At 40.9% G+C, this 23,506-nt stretch carries 25 protein-coding genes and 1 other RNA gene; 10 read left to right on the top strand and 16 right to left on the bottom strand.

Features of this window, described 5'->3' with window-relative positions; all coding sequences use genetic code 11:
* Window positions 1-43 precede the first annotated feature (43 nt).
* Window positions 44-1,393, bottom strand: coding sequence for an NADP-specific glutamate dehydrogenase (gene gdhA, locus CXM95_RS05205; protein ID WP_086299270.1), 1,350 nt, complete (start codon window positions 1,391-1,393; stop codon window positions 44-46).
* A 160-nt stretch (window positions 1,394-1,553) separates the two neighbouring features.
* Here gdhA and CXM95_RS05200 point away from each other — a divergent pair, with 160 nt between their 5' ends.
* The gene (locus CXM95_RS05200) at window positions 1,554-2,816 is read left to right on the top strand and encodes an NAD(P)/FAD-dependent oxidoreductase (RefSeq protein ID WP_016613916.1); all 1,263 of its coding nucleotides are present in this window, start codon (window positions 1,554-1,556) and stop codon (window positions 2,814-2,816) included.
* A 139-nt stretch (window positions 2,817-2,955) separates the two neighbouring features.
* Complete coding sequence (locus CXM95_RS05195; RefSeq protein WP_005237193.1) at window positions 2,956-3,993, top strand: tagatose 1,6-diphosphate aldolase; 1,038 nt, start codon at window positions 2,956-2,958, stop codon at window positions 3,991-3,993.
* A gap of 55 nt (window positions 3,994-4,048) precedes the next feature.
* Here CXM95_RS05195 and ybaK read toward each other — a convergent pair whose 3' ends face one another.
* Genes ybaK through CXM95_RS05180 form a run of 3 tightly spaced genes read right to left on the bottom strand, consistent with a single transcriptional unit; the run spans window position 4,049 to window position 6,518 of the window.
* Window positions 4,049-4,540 (bottom strand): Cys-tRNA(Pro) deacylase, encoded by a 492-nt coding sequence (gene ybaK / locus CXM95_RS05190; RefSeq protein ID WP_008377655.1) that lies wholly within the window; start codon window positions 4,538-4,540, stop codon window positions 4,049-4,051.
* A gap of 50 nt (window positions 4,541-4,590) precedes the next feature.
* Window positions 4,591-5,343: a type I 3-dehydroquinate dehydratase gene (aroD, locus tag CXM95_RS05185; protein ID WP_008377653.1), complete on the bottom strand. Its 753-nt coding sequence runs from the start codon at window positions 5,341-5,343 to the stop codon at window positions 4,591-4,593.
* Between the two features lie 5 nt (window positions 5,344-5,348).
* Entirely contained in the window at window positions 5,349-6,518 is a 1,170-nt protein-coding gene (locus CXM95_RS05180) for a class I SAM-dependent rRNA methyltransferase (RefSeq protein ID WP_010749701.1), read from the bottom strand.
* A 237-nt stretch (window positions 6,519-6,755) separates the two neighbouring features.
* On the opposite strand from CXM95_RS05180, the gene CXM95_RS05175 reads away from it, so the two are divergent.
* The 3 genes from CXM95_RS05175 to CXM95_RS05165 all read left to right on the top strand — a co-directional run bounded on the left by CXM95_RS05175 (window position 6,756) and on the right by CXM95_RS05165 (window position 10,210).
* Window positions 6,756-8,840 carry an LTA synthase family protein gene (locus CXM95_RS05175; protein WP_016613914.1) on the top strand — a complete coding sequence of 695 codons (2,085 nt, stop codon included), beginning with the start codon at window positions 6,756-6,758 and terminating at the stop codon, window positions 8,838-8,840.
* Window positions 8,841-9,020: 180 nt separating this feature from the next.
* Window positions 9,021-9,758, top strand: coding sequence for a hypothetical protein (locus CXM95_RS05170; RefSeq protein WP_086299268.1), 738 nt, complete (start codon window positions 9,021-9,023; stop codon window positions 9,756-9,758).
* Window positions 9,737-10,210, top strand: a complete 474-nt coding sequence (locus tag CXM95_RS05165) for a hypothetical protein (RefSeq protein ID WP_005237198.1) — start codon at window positions 9,737-9,739, stop codon at window positions 10,208-10,210. The genes CXM95_RS05170 and CXM95_RS05165 overlap by 22 nt, the downstream gene beginning before the upstream one ends.
* 117 nt (window positions 10,211-10,327) lie before the next feature.
* On the opposite strand, the gene CXM95_RS05160 is transcribed toward CXM95_RS05165, so the two are convergent.
* The 3 genes from CXM95_RS05160 to CXM95_RS05150 are packed head-to-tail and all read right to left on the bottom strand — an operon-like array spanning window position 10,328 to window position 12,832.
* Complete coding sequence (locus tag CXM95_RS05160) at window positions 10,328-11,788, bottom strand: sensor histidine kinase (protein WP_005237199.1); 1,461 nt, start codon at window positions 11,786-11,788, stop codon at window positions 10,328-10,330.
* Window positions 11,788-12,501 carry a response regulator transcription factor gene (locus CXM95_RS05155; RefSeq protein WP_005237200.1) on the bottom strand — a complete coding sequence of 238 codons (714 nt, stop codon included), beginning with the start codon at window positions 12,499-12,501 and terminating at the stop codon, window positions 11,788-11,790. Before CXM95_RS05155 ends, CXM95_RS05160 begins: the two co-directional genes overlap by 1 nt.
* On the bottom strand, window positions 12,482-12,832 hold the full coding sequence (locus tag CXM95_RS05150; protein WP_005237201.1) for an SdpI family protein: 351 nt from the start codon (window positions 12,830-12,832) through the stop codon (window positions 12,482-12,484). Before CXM95_RS05150 ends, CXM95_RS05155 begins: the two co-directional genes overlap by 20 nt.
* Before the next feature lie 145 nt (window positions 12,833-12,977).
* Here CXM95_RS05150 and CXM95_RS05145 point away from each other — a divergent pair, with 145 nt between their 5' ends.
* From CXM95_RS05145 to CXM95_RS05125, 5 genes are all read left to right on the top strand, one after another.
* Window positions 12,978-13,748, top strand: a complete 771-nt coding sequence (locus tag CXM95_RS05145) for a Cof-type HAD-IIB family hydrolase (RefSeq protein WP_016619858.1) — start codon at window positions 12,978-12,980, stop codon at window positions 13,746-13,748.
* A gap of 62 nt (window positions 13,749-13,810) precedes the next feature.
* Window positions 13,811-14,174, top strand: a transfer-messenger RNA (tmRNA) gene (gene ssrA, locus CXM95_RS05140).
* A gap of 268 nt (window positions 14,175-14,442) precedes the next feature.
* A complete protein-coding gene (locus CXM95_RS05135) occupies window positions 14,443-14,733 on the top strand; it encodes a DUF5960 family protein (protein ID WP_086299267.1) in 291 nt (96 codons plus the stop codon).
* Window position 14,734: 1 nt separating this feature from the next.
* Window positions 14,735-15,001 carry a hypothetical protein gene (locus tag CXM95_RS05130; RefSeq protein ID WP_228079028.1) on the top strand — a complete coding sequence of 89 codons (267 nt, stop codon included), beginning with the start codon at window positions 14,735-14,737 and terminating at the stop codon, window positions 14,999-15,001.
* On the top strand, window positions 14,922-15,179 hold the full coding sequence (locus tag CXM95_RS05125; RefSeq protein WP_086299265.1) for a hypothetical protein: 258 nt from the start codon (window positions 14,922-14,924) through the stop codon (window positions 15,177-15,179). The genes CXM95_RS05130 and CXM95_RS05125 overlap by 80 nt, the downstream gene beginning before the upstream one ends.
* Window positions 15,180-15,896: 717 nt before the next feature.
* On the opposite strand, the gene CXM95_RS05120 is transcribed toward CXM95_RS05125, so the two are convergent.
* From CXM95_RS05120 to CXM95_RS05080, 9 genes are all read right to left on the bottom strand, one after another.
* Window positions 15,897-16,175: a hypothetical protein gene (locus CXM95_RS05120; protein ID WP_086299264.1), complete on the bottom strand. Its 279-nt coding sequence runs from the start codon at window positions 16,173-16,175 to the stop codon at window positions 15,897-15,899.
* 671 nt (window positions 16,176-16,846) lie between these two features.
* On the bottom strand, window positions 16,847-17,734 hold the full coding sequence (locus tag CXM95_RS05110) for a peptidoglycan amidohydrolase family protein (protein WP_086299262.1): 888 nt from the start codon (window positions 17,732-17,734) through the stop codon (window positions 16,847-16,849).
* A gap of 88 nt (window positions 17,735-17,822) precedes the next feature.
* Window positions 17,823-18,203 (bottom strand): transcriptional regulator, encoded by a 381-nt coding sequence (locus tag CXM95_RS05105; protein WP_086299261.1) that lies wholly within the window; start codon window positions 18,201-18,203, stop codon window positions 17,823-17,825.
* Window positions 18,204-18,248: 45 nt separating this feature from the next.
* Complete coding sequence (locus CXM95_RS05100; RefSeq protein WP_086299302.1) at window positions 18,249-19,031, bottom strand: C40 family peptidase; 783 nt, start codon at window positions 19,029-19,031, stop codon at window positions 18,249-18,251.
* 37 nt (window positions 19,032-19,068) lie between these two features.
* Complete coding sequence (locus CXM95_RS05095; protein ID WP_086299260.1) at window positions 19,069-19,314, bottom strand: phage holin; 246 nt, start codon at window positions 19,312-19,314, stop codon at window positions 19,069-19,071.
* A gap of 11 nt (window positions 19,315-19,325) precedes the next feature.
* Window positions 19,326-19,790 carry a hypothetical protein gene (locus CXM95_RS05090; protein WP_086299259.1) on the bottom strand — a complete coding sequence of 155 codons (465 nt, stop codon included), beginning with the start codon at window positions 19,788-19,790 and terminating at the stop codon, window positions 19,326-19,328.
* 94 nt (window positions 19,791-19,884) lie between these two features.
* A complete protein-coding gene (locus tag CXM95_RS18735) occupies window positions 19,885-20,025 on the bottom strand; it encodes a CD1375 family protein (protein WP_176285403.1) in 141 nt (46 codons plus the stop codon).
* A gap of 13 nt (window positions 20,026-20,038) precedes the next feature.
* Window positions 20,039-20,317 carry a hypothetical protein gene (locus tag CXM95_RS05085; protein WP_233499093.1) on the bottom strand — a complete coding sequence of 93 codons (279 nt, stop codon included), beginning with the start codon at window positions 20,315-20,317 and terminating at the stop codon, window positions 20,039-20,041.
* An 11-nt stretch (window positions 20,318-20,328) separates the two neighbouring features.
* Window positions 20,329-23,505, bottom strand: coding sequence for a hypothetical protein (locus tag CXM95_RS05080; RefSeq protein ID WP_101698910.1), 3,177 nt, complete (start codon window positions 23,503-23,505; stop codon window positions 20,329-20,331).
* Between the last annotated feature and the right edge of the window lies 1 nt (window position 23,506).

The raw sequence follows: 23,506 nt of genomic DNA, 5'->3' as shown, positions 1-23,506 counted from the left end.
ACTTTTTTCAAGTAATTCCTGATAGATAGCCTGTCAGGTGATTTTAGACAAGTCCTTGAGCAAACATTGCTTTAGCAACTTTTTCAAAGCCTGCTACGTTCGCACCTAACATAAAATTATTTTTTTGATCGAAGGTTTCAGCTGTATCACGGCATGCTTCATAGATCGACTTCATGATATCATCCAATTTGGCATCGACTTCGGCTTTTTCCCATTGCAATCGTTGGGAGTTTTGACTCATTTCTAAAGCAGAAACGGCTACGCCGCCGGCATTGGCTGCTTTTCCTGGGCAGTAGAAAATTCCTTCTTCAATAAAATATTCTGCTGCTTCTAATGAGCTAGGCATATTCGCGCCTTCAGAAACGACCCGGACGCCATTGGCTTTTGCACGTTTGGCTTGCGAGAGATCAATCTCGTTTTGGGTCGCACAAGGAAAGGCTAATTCCGCTGGAGTATCAAAATCCCAGACAGTTGCCCCTTCATGATATTCCGCTGTTGGCCGTTCCTTGGCGTAAGCCGTCAACCGTTCGCGTTTCACTTCTTTGATCTCTTTTAATAAGGCCAGATCAATGCCGTCTTTGTCATAAATAAAACCAGAGGAATCAGAACATGTGACAGGGATCGCACCTAATTCTTGCAATTTCTCAATTGCATAGATCGCAACATTGCCGCTTCCAGAAACGATCGCTTTTTTGCCTTCAAATGTTTCACCTAAGTCTGTCAATAAATGCTTAACGAAATAAACAGCGCCATAACCCGTTGCTTCTGTGCGGTTTTTACTGCCCCAGAAGTCTAGTGGCTTACCGGTTAAAATCCCGGCATCGTATTGTTTCAATCGTTTGTAGGCACCAAACAAATAGCCGATTTCCCGACCTCCGACACCAATGTCGCCAGCAGGAACATCTAGGTCAGGTCCGATATGTTTTGACAGCTCCGTCATAAAGCTTTGGCAAAAACGCATCACTTCGGCATCTGATTTGCCTTTTGGATCAAAGTCACTTCCGCCTTTGCCGCCGCCGATCGGCAGACCCGTCAAGCTGTTTTTGAAGATTTGCTCAAACGCCAAAAACTTCAAAATACTCAAGTTTACACTTGGGTGAAAACGCAAACCGCCTTTGTAAGGCCCCATTGCAGAGTTGAATTGAATCCGATAGCCACGGTTTACTTGCCAGTTGCCTTGATCGTCTTGCCACGGGACTCTGAATTGGATAAAACGTTCTGGTTCAGTTAAGAGTGCAAGGATATTTGATTCAATATATTCTGGATGCTCCTCTAAAAAGGGAACGATCGTAGGCAAAAATTCGTCAATTGCTTGAAGAAATTCCGGTTGGTGTTGGTCTTTCTCGTGAATCTTCGCTTGAATTTCTTTCACGTAAGCTGAAGCTTTGGTCATAGTGCATTACCTCCTTTAAGATATTTTCTATTTTAAAGAAATTTTCTGAAATTGCACGCTTTTTTTTAGAATTGTCAGAATTTTTTATCATTCGAAAAAAATCGCCCTCTCCTTTCAGCAGTCATAGGCGATGTGTTACAATCCCAAAGAGGTGAGAAGAATGGAAAAAACCTATGATGTCATCGTTGTTGGTGCAGGTACGAGCGGTATGATGGCTGCGATCACCGCTGCCAAACAAGGTGCTAGGGTCTTATTAATCGAAAAAAACAAAAAAATCGGCAAGAAACTATTGATGACTGGCGGCGGACGCTGCAATGTAACCAATAATCGGCCGGTAGATGATTTAGTTGCTCATATTCCAGGAAACGGCAAGTTTTTGTATAGTACGTTTTCCCAATTCAATAACTATGATGTAATGGCGTTTTTCGCAGACTTAGGTGTCGTCTTAAAAGAAGAAGACCACGGACGGATGTTCCCTGTGACGAACAAATCAAAAACCATCGTCGAAGCGCTGCTTCAAGCAATCAACGATCATCACGTCACCCTGTTGACGAATACGGTCGTAACCAAGCTGATCCATGATGGCAGCCAAATACGCGGCGTACGAACCGAAACCGATGAGTTCTCTGCCCCAAGCGTGATTTTGACGACGGGTGGCCGCACCTATCCTTCCACGGGCGCGACGGGGGACGGCTATAAGATGGCGAAAAAAGTCGGGCATACCATTACGCCGCTTTATCCAACCGAATCGCCGCTTGTTTCAGAAGAATCTTTTATTCAAGAACGGACCTTGCAGGGCATTTCCTTACAAGACATCACCTTGAGCGTCTTGGATCAAAAAGGAAAGCCCATCGTCGCCCATACCATGGATCTTTTGTTTACCCACTTTGGGTTATCTGGTCCAGCTGCTTTGCGCTGTTCCTCTTTTGTGAACCAAGAATTGAAAAAGCAGCAACCAGTGACGGTTGTTCTGGATTGTCTGCCGACGAAAGCCCAGGAAGCCTTGACCCAAGAATTAATTCAGTCTGCGGCTTCGAAGAAACAATTGCCGAATGCTTTAGCTGGCTTTTTGCCTGAGCGCTTGATGACCTTCTTTTTGCAGCAGCTAGACTTGCATGAGCTGGTTGCTGAAAAAGCCTCACCGGAACAGTTGACGGCGCTCGCTTCCTTGATCAAAGGCTTTTCAATCACCATTGTCCGCACGTTCCCATTAGAAAAGTCCTTCGTGACGGGCGGCGGGGTCCATCTGAAAGAAATCAACCCTAAGACCATGGAAAGTAAGAAAATCAATGGCTTGTATTTTGCCGGTGAATTGCTGGATATCAATGGTTATACAGGTGGTTTCAACATCACCGCTGCGTTTTGCACGGGTCATGTTTCTGGAAAAAACGCAGCAGAAACAGCTAGTTATTTCAATTATTGATCGACGACCCGGGTGTTCGCAGCAATATCCTGGCCTGTAGCTGCGAACACCTGGTTCTCCCCCTCTTTTTGCTTATTAGTTGGGTTTTTCTCAAAGTAGGCGTAGACTAAAGATAGCAAGATCGAGGGAGGTTTTTTTTATGAAACGAATTTCAAGAGGTAAATTTGAACGAATGCAAAAACTTTCAAATGAGGACGGTGTGATTGCCGCACTAGCGATCGACCAACGTGGTTCCATGAAAAAAATGATGAAGGCGGCAACTGGACCGGATGACTTTACGATGGAACACATTTATGAATTCAAACAGTTGGTTTCCCAAGAACTGACCAAATATGTCAGCAGTATTCTGTTAGATGAGGAATATGGCTTCTTAGGGATCGAAGCAAAGAATCCCAATGCTGGCTTGATCCTTTCCTATGAAAAAACAGGCTATGATGTCAACACGCCGGGTCGTTTGCCAGAGATTTTACCCAATGAATCGTTGCAGCGCTTGGTGAAAAAAGGTGCGGATGCTGCAAAAGTCTTGGTTTATTATAATCCAGATGAACCCCAAGAGATTTTAGATACCAAACATGCGTTTTTGGAGCGTTTAGGTACGGAGGCACAGGCGGCCGATATTCCCTTATTTGTGGAACCGATCGTCTATGATGATGAGATCACAGATGACAAATCACCTGCTTTTGCCAAGATCAAACCGAGCAAGGTCATCCGAACCATTCAGGAATTGACGAAAGATCACTACCATATCGATATTTTGAAAGTCGAAGTACCGGTTCAGTTCGACTTAGTGGAAGGCTTCCAAAAAGAAGGCTTAGAGGCCGTCTATACGCAAGAAGAAGCAGCCAATTACTTCAAAGAAGCCAGTGACGCCGCGACTCGGCCATTTATCTATTTGAGTGCGGGAGTTCCAGCGAATGTCTTTCGCGATGAATTGACCTTTGCTGGTCAACACGGTGCTAAATTCTCAGGAATCTTAGGTGGGCGAGCAACTTGGCGCGATAGTGTGGAAATCTATGGGAAGCAAGGCGCCAAAGCATTACTGGAATGGCTGGACACCCAAGGGAAAGAAAATGTTGAAGAATTAAACGCCATTCTAAAACAATATGCCACTCCATGGTTTGACTTTTATGGTGGTTTAGAAAATATTGAGGTTTTCGATATTGAAGTAATGGAATAAAATAGTACAAAATAATCCCCGTGAACGGCATTTCAAGATGGTTCACGGGGATTTTTTATTCGTGTTCAGGTGCCAACAAATCGGCAAAGATCGCCCTAGTCAATTGTTGCAACGCTTGTGGGGCAAGCCCCATCTGCAACCCGCGCTTTCCTGCAGAAACCACGATTTCTTCCAGTGTCTGCGCCCCACGATCAATATAAGTAGGAAAGAGCTTTTTCATCCCGATCGGCGAACAGCCGCCGCGAATATAGCCAGTCGTTTCTTCTAAATCTCTCAGATGCAGCATCTCTACTTTTTTGTTTCCACTGACTTTGGCTAACTTTTTCAGATCCACTTCTCTGTTTCCAGGAATCACAGCCACTAGCGGACCTGTTTTGTTGCCCAGTGCCACCAGCGTTTTGTAGATGGCTTGCGGGCGTGCTAGTTGCACAGCGACGGATTGCGCATCGAGATGGTCTTCCGACCACTCATAGGTGTATTCGTTATAAGCGATTTTCTGTTGTTCTACTTGACGGATCGCATTGGTTTTTTGTTTCTTCTTCGCCATTTTATCCCTCTTTTGTTTTGGTTTCTTTTAAGAGAAGGCCTTGGCTGGTCTTACTCATTGAGTGAAAATTCTTGTAAGTAGTTGGTCATTCGTTCGATCGGTATTTGTCCAGGTGCTGAAGCACCTTGCAACGAAGCAAAAGTAAAGACCGAACCAGTCAATGCCCCACTAATCCGGCTGATTTTCCCCAGCTCCCCCATCGACATGATCGCCAACGGCAGTTGGTTGAAGCCACGCGCTTTAGTAATGATCCCCATCAAACGTAAAACATCTTGGACTTGCTTGGGCATCATCGCTAACTTGCCAACATCGGCACCAAATTGATTCATTACGCCGATCTTTAAAATCAACACAGCATCTTCTGGCGTTTTCTCAAAATCATGATTGCTCAATATCAGCTTTACCTGTGCCTTTTTGATTTCTTGAATAAAGGCTCGACCTAAAAATTCAGCTTTCTCTAATTCGACATCGATCCAATCGATCAAGCCTGAATCAGCAGCAGCTAAACACAATTCTTTGTACTGGGTCAATGTGAACGCCCGCTCGCCCCCTTCTTCCAAGGTTCGAAAAGTGAAGAGCAGCTCTTTGTGCTTTAATGTCGTGCGAATATGTGATAACGCATCTAAGACCGCTTGCTGGTCTTCGACATGTTTGTAATGATCAACACGCCATTCGACGATCTGTGCCTCTGATTCCTCAGCAGCAATGGCTTGTTTCAAGATCTCTTCATTGGTTTTCCCAATCAATGGCACACAAATCAACGGTGTTTTCCCGTCTAACGTTACTGGTTTTGATCGGCTCATCTCCTTCACTCCTTTTTCATTTGATAAAAGAATACTTTCAGATAGTTCCCTTCGGAAAAATGCTTATCTACCGCAAAATCAGCTGGTAGACGATAACTTTGAATACATTCATAAGCAACGTGTGCTTTCTCTAAGGATGCTTCGATCATTTCTTGAAACTTCCTCGGTGAAAGATTGGCCGCATTCGTTGAGGCGATCAACAAGCCATCAGGCGCTAAAATCGCCAAACTATCAGTGACTAAGTCGCCATAATTTTTCGCAACCGAGAAGACCTTTTTCTTGTTGCGGGCAAAACTCGGCGGATCTAAAACGATCACATCAAAGCGCAAGTCTTTTTTGCTGGCATAATTGAAGTAATTGAAAACATCCATGACATGGATACGCTGGGTATCTGGATCAATGCCGTTGACTGCAAATTGTTCGCGGGTCTTTTCTAGACTGCGTTTTGCCAAATCGACGCTCGTTGTTTGAGCAGCGCCACCGACAGCAGCAGCGACAGAAAACGCCCCCGTATAACTGAACATATTTAAAACCGTCTTGCCAGCTGCCAAGCCATCAACAAGTTGCCCACGAACTTCTTTTTGATCCAAAAAGATGCCCGTCATTAGTCCTTCGTTCAAATACGTCGCATACGTGACGCCATTTTCCTTCACCAGTAAGGGTTCAGGTGCCGTTTTTCCATAGACCCATGCTGATTCAGGCAGCTCAGACGTAAAGCGGATTTTTTCATAAGCCCCTTTGATCTCGGGAAATATTTGACGAAAAGCCGCCACGATCGCTTTTTTATGTTGATAAAGGGTGGCATTGTACCAAGAAAAAACGACATACTCGCCATACAAATCTACGGTAAGTCCCCCCAATTGATCCCCCTCGCCATTAAACAGACGAAAGGCATCTGTCAGGTCATCTTGATAGTAAGCAATGCGTTTGCCTTTTGCTTTCGCAAAGCGTTGCGCAAAGAATGCTTGGTCGATCACTGTTTCTTCAAAGGATACGACCCATCCGATCCCTTTATTTTGTTCCCCAAGATAGCCGACACCTAAGAAATGGTTGGCCTGATCAATAAAGGTGACCCACTCCTTCGTCTCGATTGCTTGTTGAAGATCTTCTCGTTGGATCAACGGATTCTTTTTGCGAAGCTTCGCTGATCCTTGCTTCGTTAGTTTTATTTTCATGTTCATCTGCTCCATTCATTCTCCTTTTTAGTATAGCAAAAAGCGACAGTATTGTCTGTATCCTTGAAAGTAAAGAAATACTTAATTCCGCGTCATGACAAGGAATTCATTTGACACGTCTTTCACAGCCTAGTAAAATGTACTGTGATGTAAAATCGTAATTTACCGGTTATACTGGAAAAAGAGAGGACGATTCCTTTGAAAAAAAATAAAGTATCCACCTTTGTGAATACAAGAATGGGCTTTTTTTTCCTATTAGCCCTATTATTTTGGCTAAAAAATATCTTTGCCTATATGGTGGACTTCCACCTAGGTATTGAAAGCAGCATTCAGTACTTCATCTTATTCATCAATCCGATCGCAACGACTTTGTTGTTGCTGTCGATCGCATTGTACGTAAGAAGAACCAAAGCAGCTTATATCACGATGCTTGTGATCTATTTCTTGATGACTCTGCTGTTGTTCTCTAATGTTTCGTACTATCGAGAATTCACTGACTTTATCACCATCAACACGATGCTCGGTGTAGGAAAAGTAGCAAGTGGTCTAGGAGAAAGCGCAATTCGCTTGTTCCGTCCCTACGATGTGTTGTACTTCATTGACTTTATCGTGCTGATTGCAGCCTTTTCAATGAAAAAAATCAAAATGGACACTCGTCCTGTGCGGGCACGGATGGCTTTTGCGATCTCAACCTTAGCTGTCATGGTCTTTTCTGCCAATCTTTTCTTAGCAGAAGCGGATCGTCCTGAACTGCTTACTCGAACGTTTTCTCGTGACTATTTAGTGAAATACCTTGGGATCAACGCCTTTACGGTTTATGATGGGGTACAAACTTATCAAGCTTCGCAAGTACGTGCCGAAGCGAGTCCCAACGACATGAACGAAGTAGAGAGCTATGTTAAAGAACATTACGCAGAACCAAATGATGATCTGTTCGGTATCGCAAAAGGCAAGAATGTCATTTATATTCACTTAGAAAGTGTTCAGCAATTCTTGATCGATTATAAATTGAAAGATGAAGATGGCGTGGAACATGAAGTCATGCCGTTTATCAATAGTTTATACCATAGCGATAGTACCTTTAGTTTTGATAATTTCTTCCACCAAGTAAAAGCTGGGAAGACCAGTGATGCCGAAACATTATTCGAAAATTCCCTGTTTGGATTGAATCAAGGAGCGTTATTCACTCAACTGGGTGGGAAAAATACCTTTGAGGCAGCTCCAGATATTTTAGGTCAAACGCAAGGCTATACCAGTGCTGTTTTCCACGGAAATACCGGTACCTTCTGGAACCGAAATGAAACCTACAAACGGTTTGGCTATGATTATTTCTTCGACGCATCTTATTATGATGTCAATGATGAAAATTCATTCCAATACGGTCTACATGACAAACCGTTCTTTGAACAATCCGTACAATACTTAGAACGTCTGCAACAACCGTTCTATTCAAAATTCATTGCGGTTTCTAACCACTACCCATATTCTGAATTTACCAATGAAGAAGGCGGCTTCCCGCTAGCGAACACTTCTGATCAAACGATCAATGGCTATTTCGCAACCGCGAATTATTTGGATAAAGCCGTGGAAGAGTTCTTCAATTACTTGAAAGAAAGTGGCTTATACGAAAACTCAGTCATCGTTTTATATGGTGACCATTACGGAATTTCCAATTCTCGTAACCGTAACTTAGCAGAATTGCTTGGAAAAACAAGTTCTACATGGACAAACTTTGACAATGCCTCGTTACAACGTGTGCCTTATATGATTCATATTCCAGGACAATCAAACGGCGGCATCAATCATACGTATGGTGGCCAAGTCGATGCCTTGCCAACCCTATTGCACTTACTGGGTGTGGATACATCAAACTATATCCAATTAGGACAAGATTTATTCTCTGATCAAAACGAACAACTGGTTGCTTTCCGCGATGGCGACTTTGTGACACCAGACTACACCTACTACAGCAGTACATTGTATGACAATCGTACCGGCATGCCGATCAACGATCCATCCGATGAATTGCAAGCCAAAGTCGATGAATGGAAAGCCAAAGTCGACAAGCAACTTTCGGTTTCTGATCAGATCAATAATGGTGACCTTTTACGATTCTACGCGAAAAGCGGTCTAGAAGAAGTTGATCCTTCGACCTATAACTACAAAGACGCCCTTCAGCAAATGATGGACATTGAAAAGAATCTAGGCAGTGATTCAACTAGTGCCTTTTCTCAAAATGGCAATCAATCGACCGTCGATCTGTATCAAACAAAAACCTTCCAAGAATACCAGCAGATGACGGAACAAGATAGCGGCGAGTAAAGTAAGAACAACCAATAATCAATCCAGTAAGGCACCTGCCTTGCTGGATTTTTTTGCACTATTTGATAGGAAAAAGTCGAACTTTCTTGCCACTTTTTTAGCTTCGATATTTTACTACAAGAACTTCATACTTTATTCAAACTCCCCTTTTATACTATGTACTAGGATGAGGTGACTTAGATGAAAACTATACATTTTGCGATTGCCAGCATTTTTTATCATAAAAAAGCCATGGTGCTTTATACGCTTGTATCCTTCTTTGCCGTGATTGGCTTGATCGTGACGTTTGCCTTGATCTATTCGATGGATCAAGTGATCGCTCAAACAAGAGATCTCTTGGCGACAGAAGATCTGCAAACGAAAGTAGCCGAAGAGATCCAACCAGTCACGACAATCTATCATCAACTGTTCTATTTGATTTTTAGTGCCTTTACACTGGTCTTTATTTGCTTTCAAGTTTACTATCAATTATATAAACGCTCGGAATACACAGCTTGGTTAGCAAGTGGCGCCACCACCAGACAATGGGTAGCGATGCAGATCATTGAAATGCTCTTGCCGCTCTTAGCAGCCGCTGTGATCGCCTTTGTCTTATTGCTACTCTTCCAGCCTTATTTCCAGCGGGAATTACTCAGTGGGCATATCATTGCCCTTGATCGAGAGCGTGCTTCTGATAACTTTTGGGAGGCTGTACAAAGTCTTCCTGGACAAGAATTCGCCATTACGATTCCGCAGAATAGTCAAATTCTGGTCCAAAATGTCGATTTGAACAGCACCACTTGGCTTGCTATTTTATTTGAAAGCACACGCCACACACTTGTCGTCTTACTTGCCGCTGTTACCAGTTTTACTGGTTTGATTGCCAGCGGACATAGTCTGTATTGGAGGAAAAAACAATGGAAAAACCAACTCAGCTAACGAAACCAATTGGTTTCTATTATGTTTCGAAAGACAATGAAACAAAAACTTCTGAATTAAGTTTGCTGCTTTCACAAAAAAAAGCCATCTTGATTCGTGCTCAATGGCCTTCCGTTCCCTTTTTATCCGTCATGGACAATGTATCTCTTGCAAATAAAAAAGGGGGCGATTTAGAGGGTGTTCTGCCTTATGTTCAGCTTCCCTTATCGGCTTTGAAAAAAGAGCGGACAGAATTAGGCCCCTTTGAGGAGATCAAAATTCAGCTGCTCTTAGCGTTACTTTCAGAAAGAGAAACCCTTTTAATCGAAAATGTCTTGAGCACGTTAACAACAGAAGAGGTCCAAATCCTGCTACCTTTGTGCCAAGAAATCGCCGAACAATTTGCTGTTGCCATCTATTTGATCCATGAAGACGAATGCTTTGCCCATACGCCCTATACCACTTATCTATAGTTTACATAGCCCTCATACAAAAAGGCTTGCTTGCAAAAGCAAGTCTTTTTGTTTGGGCTGCTGCCAATGAACCGCAAAAAAATCGACCGGCTAAGCGAATTGCTGCCGGTCGATTCCTTATTCTTCATTTAAGTCGATATCTGGAAAAGAGATTTTAAAGGTCGTGCCTTTGCCAAGTTCACTTTCTACACTGATCTTTCCTTTGTGCAGGCGTACGAGCTGTTCAACGATTGATAAGCCTAGACCTGATTCGCCAAATTGACGGTTTTTACGGGACGGATCGACTTTGTAGTAACGATCCCAAATATTTTTGACTTGTTCTTCAGACATACCGATCCCCGTATCACTGATTTCGATAATCGTTTCTAAATAGCCTTTTTCTATTCGGACCCGAATTTCTCCATCTTCCGTAAACTGGATCGCATTTTGTAAAATATTGACCATGATCTGGACGAAACGATCATAATCCGCGTAGACATCGATTGGCTCGGTTGTTTCTAAAATCAGCACATCTTTGGCAATTTCTGCCTTGCTCTCCAGTTGCGTCAACAGATTTTTGATGGTTTGCGTCGCATCAAATTTTTTGATGACCATCGAGATTTGATTGGTCCTGATTTTTTCGTAGTCAAGGTTTTCGTTGACTAATCGAATCAAGCGATTGGTTTCATTTTTCATCAAGCGGATCGCATTGTCTTTTTGATTCTCAGGAATTGCGTTGTACTCTAAGCCCTCCAATAAGCCATTGATGGTCGTCAACGGGGTACGCATCTCATGAGAAGCATCCGCCATAAATTGCCGACGACGTTCTTCTTGCCGTTCAATTTCTTCTTGGGATTCTTTTAAGGATTTCGTCATTAAATTAAAATCTTCGGCTAATTCATCAAATTCATCCCGATTATGCACCGGCAAGAAAATATCAAAATTGCCATTAGTAATTTCTTTGGTTGCTCGTTTCATTCGATTGATCCGTCTTACTTGGAACGTAGCGAAAAGGTAACTGATCAATAATGAGACAACGATCGAGATCAAACAAACTTTAAACAAGTTTTGATTAAAAGCACTGACAAGATTCAAAATACTGCTTGCCGATTGCGAAACCACCATTACACCGTAAAAATCCGTGCGATTGACAGAAAAAGGTATCAACACATAGGAAGTCAGTTCTTTTTCCCCGTATAAATTTGTGGCGGAAGTCAGTTGTAGACGCGCCCCATTTTCTAAGGATTGCCAGTCTTTTTCAGAGATCGGAAAATCAACAGCATGAGCGGTATCTAGTGGATAAATAATGTCATCAGGACTTTTAAAGAAAGCAAAGGAGATATCTTGGTTGCTCAAAATATTCTCAGCCAAACGCAAGGAATACTGTAGATAGCCATCCCGGGTCATATTTTGCTGTAAATATTCTGAATCACTGATTTGCGAAATCGTCGCGACCGACGAAGCATACCCCATTAACTGCTCATAATTCCGTTCTTGTAACGTTTGGCGTGTCATTTGAGTAAACGCAATACCAATCGTCATCAAGATCACGAAGATCACCACGAAAAATGCAATCAGCTGTTGATACAGGTAGCGCATTAAGCAGCACCCGCATCATCAAATTTGTACCCAACGCCCCAGACGGTTTGAATGATCTGTGGCCCCACTTTTTCAATTTTTTGTCTTAGTTTTTTGATGTGTGCATCAACGGTCCGTTCATCGCCAAAGTATTGGTAATCCCAAACCAGTTCTAACAGCTGTTCTCTCGAAAACACTTGTCGCGGTTTTTTCGCTAACGTATAAAGCAAATCAAATTCTTTCGGCGTCAACCCATCGATGGGTTTGCCATTTAAATAGGCTTCCCTTGTTTTTGTGTTCATTTTGAAATGATCGGTGACGATATCAAAGGTGGCATCGGAAGCTTCAGGTGTTGTTTTTTCAACCAATTCACTGCGGCGGTGTAATGCCTTGATCCGTGCAATCAAGGTCAATGGACTAAAGGGTTTCGTCACATAGTCGTCCGCCCCCATCTCTAACCCGATGACTTGGTCGCTTTCTGAATCACGGGCCGTCAACATAATAATAGGAACTGTACTAGAGATTTTACGAATTTCGCGCGCCACCATCATGCCGTCCATGGAAGGAAGATTCAAGTCAAGGGTGATCATATCCCACTTGTCTGGTTCAGCAGCAAAGGCCTCTAGTCCTTCTTTGCCATCGTATTTAAATACTGCTTCCCATCCTTCATTCAAGAAAAACATTTGCATCATTTCAGAAACAGATTCATTGTCTTCAATCATTAATATATTCATTTTCTTCACCTCTATGTTCTTTATCAAATCGTTGCAGATTTTCTTCGATCAGGCCAAAGATCGGCACGATGAACCAAGGGATCACGATCATTTCAACTAGAAAAAAATTGGTCCATTCTTGCCATTTCAAGACAAACCCAATGAGCGCCATGATTCCGCCAAAAAGCAGAAAGAATCGGGCAGATAGTTTTTGGGCCTGTCGCCAATTGCGTTCATTTTGTTTTGCTAGATAGGAACGGTAGCCATAAATAAGGTTCATTTTTTTTGATGGAAAAAGAAAAAAAGTGAGACCAATCAAGAAAAAAATGCTGCCAATTACTAAAAAAATCATCGTTTCACTCCATTCTTCCTATAGTATACTCGAATTTCTTTCTTCTACCAACAACTTCACCGATTATTCATAAAGGTTTGCCTTTTTTTCAATCTTTGATAAGATTGTGAGTGGACTATGACTATAAACCTTAGGAGTAAGATACATGACCTATAAAGCATTAACTTTTTTTGATCTTGACGGTACACTTTTAGATGAACACTCGCAAATCACTTCGGAAATTGCTGAGGCGATGGCGAGGTTGCGAAAAAACCAAGTACTGCCGATCATTGCAACAGGCAGAACCGAACCTGAAGTTACCGCTATTCGTGAAGCAGCTGGTATTACCTCGAACATCGTCATGAACGGTGCTTTTATCCGCATTGATGGCAAAGAAGTTTTTTCCGATACCCTTGAGCCTGAGCTTTGCGCAAGGATGTACCAAGCCGTCAAAGACAATGGCGATGAGCTGTGTTATTACAATGAGAAAGGCTATTGGGCGACTGGTCACACCGAGGAAATGGTTGGTGCATATAACTACGTCCGTAGCCCTCTACCAGAAATCGATCCTCTGCATTATGAAACTGATCGGACCAATATGTTGTTAGTTTTAGGTGTCGGCAACGATGCTTATTATCATGAGCGTTTTCCCGAACTAACTTTTTATCGTAATACGCCCTTTTCAATCGATGTCGTAAAATCCGGGACTTCTAAAGGGACTGGCGTAAAAACCTTGGTAGAATTATTGGGTCTAGAAGATGTACCTACCTTTGGCTTTGGTGATGGCAGCAACGATTTCGCCCTTTTAGAAGCTTGTGACCACAAGATTGCAATGGGAAATGGGATTCAAGAGTTAAAAGAGCTGGCAGACTTCGTGACCTTGAAAAATACCGAAGGCGGGATCGTACACGCCCTGAAACATTTTGACTTAATCTGATTCTTTGCACACGCACGAAAATATGGTATACTAGTGAATGGTAGCGATACCCCTTTTATCAAGGGGATGTTACGGATTCGACAGGCATAGTTGAGCCTGAATTGCGCTTCGTAGGTTACGTCTACGTTAAAACGTTACAGTTAAATATAACTGCTAAAAACGAAAACTCTTACGCTTTAGCTGCCTAAAAACAGTTAGCGTAGATCCTCTCGGCATCGCCCATGTGCTCGAGTAAGGGTCCTATTCTAAGTGGGATACGTTTTATCTTTCCGTCTGTAAGATAAAAAAGAGATCATCAGACTAGCGATACAGACTGCCTGTCACTCGGCAAGCTGTAAAGCGAATCTACAAATGAGTTGACTATGAGCGTAGATTTTTAGGTAGCAATATGTTTGGACGCGGGTTCGACTCCCGCCATCTCCATAAGCTTAAATCGATTAGATTTTCGTAGTTTTTCCTAAGTGTTCAAAACCTTGTTTTAAAGGGGTTTTGAGCGCTTTTTTTGTATTTTTAGTTCCCCAATGTTTTTCGTAGTTTTTCTTGTTTGGTAGTCATTTGGTAGTCAAATGGTGGTCAAATTTTACCTTCGCATCGATGTGCTTTTCCTCGCTTTTCGTAAATCGTATATCTTAATCTAATGTTCGCTTTACAACGGGAACGTTCGTTCGTATAATTTCGGTAAGGAGTGATTGATATGCAAATACCATTAGCGCATCAAAGAACCTACGCACTAGAAAGATATTATTATGAGTTTATTGAACGGATGGGCCCAGCTCACCTACTATACGATCAATTTGTTAGGACCATGGATAACACTGGAAAACCATTTTTTACCGTTCCTTCAAGCTATTCAAAATATTCTGAGGTGCTAGCTTTTGTTTTTAAGAAGGACGGGGACAATTATCTCTTTGATCATGTCAGAACACAAGATAAGATACTTATGAAGTACGATCCTAATGAAAAATATAGACCTGGCGGGAACTGAAATGAATCTTATTACTCAATACGAGCAAGGGTTCCTATCTCTATCTGAGTTTATAAATGAATTTCCGAACTCGATTTCTGAATCTCAGGAAGCTTTATACGGCTCAAAATGTGTCGAGTTTTATGTCGCTGTCGCATTAGGCAAAACGGATTATCGCTATTATGTACAAGCTTATGGAGGCGATTGTTATGAAATCGATGAAAGGCTATGTATCGAAGATACGTGTATTGAAGATGAGCAAGACCCCTTTGGTGCGGTTCTCGCTTGATGGAGTGAATTGTTTGATTGCTGCGCATAGTTTAAGCTTCTTAGCCGATGTGGATGAGGGAATGCAGATTGTGGTTGCTGGTGAGTATAACCAGCGGAAACAGTTTGTTGTGAAAAAATATAGTGTTCTTGGCAAAACGAAGATTATGATTGAATTTGAAGCAATGAATGTTCGCTAAGCGTATTACTTTTCCTATTAAGTAAATTACTATATGATTATTATGATGACGGAACATAGTTCCACTTGCACGGCATATGAGAATATGCTGTGCTATTTTTTTACAAAACAAACAACCACTCCCGGGGAGGAGTGGCACAATTAGATGAAAAAGTTTTTAAAAGGTAAATTAATTATATTAGCTATTTCCAAATCGTTCAAACCATTTGCTCAAAAATAACCCACCCTCAAGGAGAGTGGGCCTGAAAAAAGATATAAAATGAAATAGCCCCGGTCAAGGCTATGATTTCATTCTACAAGAACATAGTTTTTATTTCAACAAAAAGTCCACCCTATTCTGCCTAGAGTGGACCAAAAGAAAAGTAAACATATGAAAAATTGGATTGGTTGGTATGATTCTACATTACATCCATTATTAATTAAATTCAACAAATTTATGACGATTTTCTAATCAATAATATCTATTACATTGAAACAATGCTAAAATAAAAAAATCGAAGAGTACTAGGCACACTTCCCCAAGCATTACCGCCTAATACTCCTCGTAGAGTATTGCACGCACCTACTAATCTATAGGATAAACTTAGTTAGCGCAAGTAAAACGAATATGATCTATGTAGAAGCCCGCCGAAGCGGGCTATGTATTTATAAAAACCAACCATCTCCATAGAGGAGTAACTTAATTAAATAAAAAATTTTTTTTAATGAATATTGTTTTTCAGATTTCACGCTGGTCAAAAAAAGCTGTATACTTCTCCAAAAGTTTAAAATCCTGCTCAAGATTTTTCCTAATTATTATCTGATCTCCCAAAAAAGACTTTCGAGATGTACGTGCTACCTTATGATAAACATCATTTTTGATTAAATAGTCCAATTCCTTATTAATTGTCTCGAGGTTGCTTTGATCAGACAATGACTGAAAGTATCGTATTGCATTGTACTCCAGGTGTTTTGCACTATTAATTACTTTTCTATAATGTAATTTATCAACTTTCATAGAATCACCTCTAATACAAATCTAACGTAAAATTAATCTTTTATCAAATTTTTAGTTTTGATAAAATAATAATTCCATAAATATGATAATAGTTATGACCAAATTATAAAATAATTTCGGAAGATAAGTAGATAAATTAGACGACTTTCTGAACAATAATATCTATTAAGTAAGAACAATGATAAAATAAATACGAAGAGTACTGGTCGCAGTCCAGAAAACTTCCCCAAGTTTCTGCCTAACGCTCTTTTTTGTGCATGTTGCACTATATAATAATATTTTAAAGTAAACTTTTTTCAAGTGATTGTTTGAGGGAGGAATTTAATATGACTAAAAAGCAAACTATAATATTTATCTCAAAAATGCTCTTGTATTATGTCTTAATTATTTTGTTTGTTTCTTTAATTTCTGGTAATTTTACTTTCTCGCACTTTCTATTCAACGATATATTAAGTCCAAAATCGTTCATTGTACTTTTTGGAATTTTTCTATTTTATAATGAAAAAAAGAAAAACTTTTAACGTAATTCAGGCAGAAGTTGATTCCCCTCTATAATTTATCTGAGTTTATGTACAAGCCCGCCGAAGCGGGCTATTCATTTTAAAAATACCACTCCCATTACGGAGTGGTATTTTTGTGATTGGGATATACTAAACGATTAACTTGAAACGTCATTTTTGAACATCAGTTTCATAGATCCATCCAGAAATACCCTCAAGCTTATACTTACGATAACTAGTACCTGTACCAACATTCACTGGTGCAATATCTATTGTATCGACTTTTTTCACACTTTTTGATTTCTGATCAGATGTCAATAGTGTTCCTTCTACTGTTCTCTGTGCTGCTGCTTTGAATTTGACAATTTCCCCATTAGAAATATAGGTAGTTGTTGGAGACCACTTCTCCAAATCACGTTCTAAGGTCCAGTGATTAATAATTGTAGGTGTTTGAACCTGTTTTACAAACACTAAGTTATGCTCACCATTTCGGCCGGTGTCGTCATACTTAACACCCGTTACTTTTCCAGCAAGTTTCTTGTCGTTATCACTAATTAAGTCACCATTAAAGTAATGAGTAGCATTGTTTTTGATATAAACAACGTCATCCACTTTGTACTTAAATGGAGGATTAGCGCCTTTTAATCGGTAAAAGTATACTGGCAATCCACTATAATCTCCCATCCAATTTGTAGCTGGCGTCGTTACGATTCCATTTTTCCCGCCTCCTAAGGTACAATGAATAATATTTGTACTATCCACAAAAACCCCAGTGTGTCCATCCGAACCGCCAGAGTTTCCCTTGTACCCTGCAACAAAAATGTCCCCCCGTTTCACTTCAGAACGAGTAATCGAAGTAAGCAATTTACCTTCTAGCGCAAAAAGTGAATCTGTATTTCCAATCCCTGTTCCAGAAGGTAAGAAACCTCCCGCAATCAATGAGAAATACACAGCCGAACTACAGTCATAACTATTTGGTCCTAAACGTGAATTCATTGAATAAGTTACTTTACCTTCTCGATCCTTAAACCATTTGATCATATTTTCAATACTAGCCATTTTTAATTTCCCCTCTCTTTTAACCATGCGTCCATGGTGAACGTACGTCCTTAAGTAAAGGATAAACCATGTTAGGTATTGAAAGAGGTCAAACCGATAACCAGCCTAATCTTTTTGCGATTTCATTAATAAATTCTGCATCTCTTCTCTTTATAGTAGATTCGCTTAGGAAAGTTTCCGCAGCTACAATCGCTATACATTTCTTAGAATGGCCGTTGTAATACTTCACATAAAATATATCTCTAACATCAAGTGTTGAATCTTCTAGAACACCATTGACCACTCTTAAAAATGATTTGTAAAACAAAATTTGATTCATTGTCCAACTTGGATTTTCTTCACCTAATGGGTACTCCATATAAGGATTTCTATCAGTTGCAATAATATCCGAGAACTCTCTAAACGTTTTTTCGATTTTTTTATATTGCCATAATATACTGCGAATGTGTGCCCTAGTTTCATTAGTCATGCTAACAACTCCTATCAATGGTTTACAATTATTTACGAAATTGTTTTAAGGTAATTTGTTGTTGTTCAATGCTTTCTGTAGTGCAGAAACCATGCTCGAAACAGGACTAATAACACCGTCTGGCATAGTACCCAATCGTTTTTGGAATGATTTGATAGTCGCTTGGCCCATTAGACCATCTTGTGTTACACCCAAATACTTTTGCAATGCCACAACAACATTTGATCCAATCAAAGAACTATCGAATTGAGCAGCATAAACGTTCTGATTAAATTTTTGCTTGTATTGGTGGCTTATAATGCCATCTTTGCCAGCAGTATCAAAGTATTCTTGCAAGCGTCTCGCCGTAGCATTGCCGAATTGCCCATCGATTGCTAATTGAATCATCTGTGGATTGTTTTCGGTAGGTTTAACATCACCGGATGCAACAATTCGATAAAAATGATGCGTTAACCGGGTACTCATGTATGAATCATGACTATCAGTATGGATTCCGTTCCAATAATACGAACAATGAATGAAACTCTTATTGCTTAGGAAAAGACCTGTATGCCCACCTGACCCATTAGACTGACCAGGAGTACCAGCAACGAAGATATCTCCTCGTTTCACTTCCGATCGGCTGATTTTTTTCAGTTTAGTACCTGACATTGCAAATAATGTTTCTGTGTTTCCCATCGATTCGCTAGGTAAGAACCCGCCAGCTATCATGGAAAAGAACACTGCAGAAGAACAGTCATAGCTTTTAGGACCTAAGCGACTTGTCATTGAGTAGGTTACTTTACCTTCACGATCAGTCATCCATTTAATCATTTGTTCAATATCCATTTTGATCATCCTTTCAATTTAAAAGAGTAGCTAACAGCTACTCCTTCTTGTCGGTAAACTCCTGTCCATCACCATAATCTGGTTTTTGTTCATCTTGATACTGGCTGCTAGCGATATTCAAGAACACACCAGCTAAAGTTGCAGCAGCCGTGATCGTTCCAACAATGATTTCTGTTGAGAATCCATATAAACCACCTAGAGTTACGATAAATGCCGTGACACCCGGCACGCCAACGGTTAAAACTTTTTTAGCTAAATCATACTGTTTATTCGTTAATTTCATGATAGTTCCTCCTAATGTTCATCTATTTCTTTTTGTTGCAAAATACCTTCATCACGTACATTCAAATTAGATACCTTAGCACGCAATGTGTCGCCAGTTCCATTTCCGCCTAGATTCTTATAGGCTTCAAATAGATAATCAAAGTTGTTCAACTCGCCAACAGTGATATACCCACGCTTGATATACTCATCCGCTTTATTCCATATTTGATTATGGAGTGAAGCCTTCTCAGCTTTGACGATTTTCTGGCTTCTGACCTCAGCCATCGCCTGATAATCCTCTACATTTTTAAGGCGTTTATCTTGTTCCGTATTTGCCGTTTCTAAGGCGGTGATTGTTTGTTCCCTAAGATCGTTCTCGGCCCTTTTGGCTTTAACTAGTTTAGTGACCCATGTACCAACTCGCCAAAGGGTAGCCAATAATCCACTACCAAATAGCGCTGCCCAGAAACTATTAATTTCTATAAATTCTTTCATTCTGATTTCCCCCAACTGAACATATGCCACCTACTTTCCTGAAATAAAAAGCAACCGACAGTTAAGCCGATTGCTCCTGCTACTACATATCCCATTACTTTGTTTCTTCTTGCTTTTTTGCGTTGGCGACAATTTCTGCGACATCTTCACGAATTGATGAAGGCACGCTCTCAATTGTTCGTTTGCCTTCAATGATGTGAGTCGCATATAACATTTCTAGTGCTGAATAGTTCATCATTTTTCCCTCCTTATCTGCTTAGTAACATATCAGACAAAGTTAACAAAGCTTCCTCTGTCATTTCCTGCCGTTGTTTCAATTCTTCATTTTCTTGTTTCAATAAATCCAACTCAGACGGTTTAATCTCGGTATTTTCATCAACAATTGATTGAATGAATGCATCCATTTTAAGTGGATCATCCCCAAATTCTTCATGGGCTATTACTTCAAATAAAGAACTCAAATCCTCTGACATTCGTCCATTGATTATACACTCTTCTATATATCTTTCTTTAAACTCATCTAACACGCTATCCCTCCTTATGAAGCCGAATAAACGCACGATAAATTCAGCCATGCACCTATTGGAACATCGATCATAGACGTTGTACCATATCGACTGATTGTAATCTGTCCATTTGATTTTATTTTAAGCAAGAACGTATTAATACCTGAGCCGTTCACCCTGAAGTTTATATCTTGCGTGGGATAAGCCCACTCTGGAACAAACCCCATAACTGTTTCATCAGCTAAATTTAAAGCAACCTTATTCTTGAACGCTCCACTGAGTGTAATAACTCTACCGACTGTTCTTTTAGCTGTGGGAATCCAAGCATTTGAATACGTTTCAAATTCTACTGTAGGACTTAGTAACGTTGGATTTATTGTTAGCAAATCCAAGTAACTTAGGTAAACATTCCCATAAGTTGATGCATATAATTCACTAGCCATGGTAATTCCATCTGGACCATATGATGCATTATTTGATAAAGAAGTATTTGACCTTGTGCCTGCCCTCGCAGTATATATTCCGGCGTTGCTTACGCTCCATGCCCATGCAGGTTCATTTTTAGCAATGTCATTCCATGCCGAAGATGCGAGAATAGTCGGATTAATTATCAACCGGCCATTCAAATTAATCGCCTTCAGCTTCCATTCGGATTCGTAGCTTCCTTCAAGGGTCGTTGTATAATCCATCTCATTACCATCAATTGTAGTTGTTCCCGAATTGATAAATTTAGAACCACTAATAGTTACACCAGATATATTTCCAGCTGTAATATTCCCCAAATTAGCAGTGATTGCAGACAATGTAGTAGCTACTATATTATCTGCTGTAAATATATATAGATTAAACTTGCTGCCATTCCATTGATAGGTAGCCCCGATAATATATCCACTTGCTCCTGTATTTTGCCAAAGCATACCAACATAGGGATTAGTTGGTACTGTCGATTGACTGATTATTCCAGTCGGATCGCCCTTTTCACCTTGTTTTGCTACAGTGTATGAAGTGTTTGTTGTATTATCTGTGAAAGTTAATACTGTCCTTGTCCATAAGAAGCTTCCCGCAGCTACTGTGGGAATTGATGTGGTCCACCCACTACTAGGTGCTGCTGTTCCGCTAGTTGAACTAGCAAAGTTGATAGTTGTACTTTTAATCCCATTACCGGTTGCTCCCGTTGCTCCTGTCGATCCAGTAGCACCCGTTTCCCCTTTTGCTCCCATCTTACCAACTGAATATGCAGTTGAATTTGTATTGTCAGAGTACGTAAGAACAATTTTTGTCCAAAGGTACTGGTTCTCAGAAATACTAGGTATTGAAATACTCCAAGTTCCTGTAGGCGGTGTTGTACCAGAAGTACCAGCTTGATAAGTAGTAGCGCTAGATACGATCCCTTTTCCATTTGTTCCGTTTGATCCTGCTGGACCTGTGGCTCCTTGCTTGTTCTTCACGACAATCATTATTTTTTGAATTGTCACAGCTTTGTACACCGCTTGGTATGTTGCCGTTCCAACATCGGCCGACAAAGCAGTAACTGTATAATGACCTGCTGAATTGATTGTGCTAGTCATCCCAGTTTCAGAAACCTTGGAATACGTCACACCAGATGAAACTTTAGTTTGTCCCTCGTAGATAATAAAATCTCCAAGAGCTTTCGTGAAGTCAGTTACTGTGCCAGATGCATTAGCAGGCACGATAATAGAATCATTTGAAAGATACCCACTGATGACTTCTTTTGCATCTTGTCCGTTTGCTCCGTCTTCTCCATCCTTACCATCTTGACCTGACTCACCTAAAATTCTTTGCCATGTGTATTTGCTGGGATCTTCGCTGTCCGTAGGTTCGTAATCGGTATAGGTTCCGACATACGTAGGGTAGGCGTTGGCAAAGTCGTCTGCTGGGCTAGGCGTGTAAATAGTCCGTTTATCACTTTTTTCGGCTTTCTCACTAGCCCAGCTTAGGGTTCTTGTAACTGCGTTGCTATTTTCATAACGCCCAACTGTGAACCTCAACGATGTAGTATCACTAGGTACAGTAACCATTACGCTACACCACCCAGAAGTTCCCGGATCTAATCGGTTACTTGTTTTATCTTCGTAGCTACCATTAGATGCCCCGGGTCGGTTAAGTCTTACATAAATATAAGCCCTTACGTCTGCTGGAGCTGTTATAAAAGCAGAATAGGTTATTGTATCTCCTGGCTTTACCAAACGATCAGCCCCTACAGCCATCAAAGCATTAGTAGCACCAGTTTTGTCTGGCCAGCCTGAATTTGTTGTAAAGGTCTGTGTATCCGAGGTAGTACCAATTAAAATATTCTCAATTGGATAGGAGCTAGTAAATCTATCCTTGCCATCAGCACTCCAAGCATAAGCCCAATGTGTATAAGGTGTTTTTCCATCGGCACCCGGTGTCCCAGGGATTCCTTGATTCCCTTGATCTCCTTTGTCACCTGTAGCACCATCTTTCACCTTAACAATACTCACTGTATCACTCAGATTGTCCAAAGTTGCGGTAATGGCGATCAGTGTCCAATCTTTATTGGTCCACTGTGCACTTGTTAAAGTTCTGGTGTTACCAGTTCCGCCGAGAGTGATTGCGGTTTGAGCAGTGTTACCAATATAAGGAATAGCAGTGAACGTTGCAGTTCCTGTGACGTTTTGAAGCTTTGCCGATATGTTTATCGTCTGTGTCGTCTTAGGCGTGTCATCGGCATTAAAAGCCATGTTTTCAGCTGAAGCAGTTAGATAAAGCAGTTTGGCATCGGCTCCGTTCGCTCCCATCTTTCCTACAGAATAAGCTTCAGTCTTCGATTCATCTGTATAAACCAGTGTCGTTTTAGTCCAAAGATACTGATTTGCTGATACGATCGGAATCGTTTCTTGCCACCCACTTGTAGGCGGCGTGTTTCCGCTTGTTCCTACCGCATAGCTGATCGATTTATCTTTGATGCCTAATCCAGATTCGCCTTCAGCCCCCATCAGAGTTGGAGTTTGTGTTTCGGATGTTGTGTTATCGGTATACGTTGTGACAACCCTTGTCCAAAGATACTGACCAGCTGGTACATTAGGTCTAGTTGCTGACCATGTAGTTGGTGGGATAGTTCCACTCGTTGATTGTGCATACGTTGCAACCGGTGTGCCAAGTATCCCTCGACCATCATCACCGTTTGTAACTTTGACTAAACTAATTTCATCTTTTACGACAGGCATT

The organism is Enterococcus sp. CR-Ec1 (genome assembly GCF_002850555.1).
GTDB classification, from domain to species: Bacteria; Bacillota; Bacilli; order Lactobacillales; family Enterococcaceae; genus Enterococcus_D; species Enterococcus_D entomosocium.
Note: the sequence above shows the minus strand (reverse complement) of the source record. Positions and strands in the feature narration are given on the sequence as shown.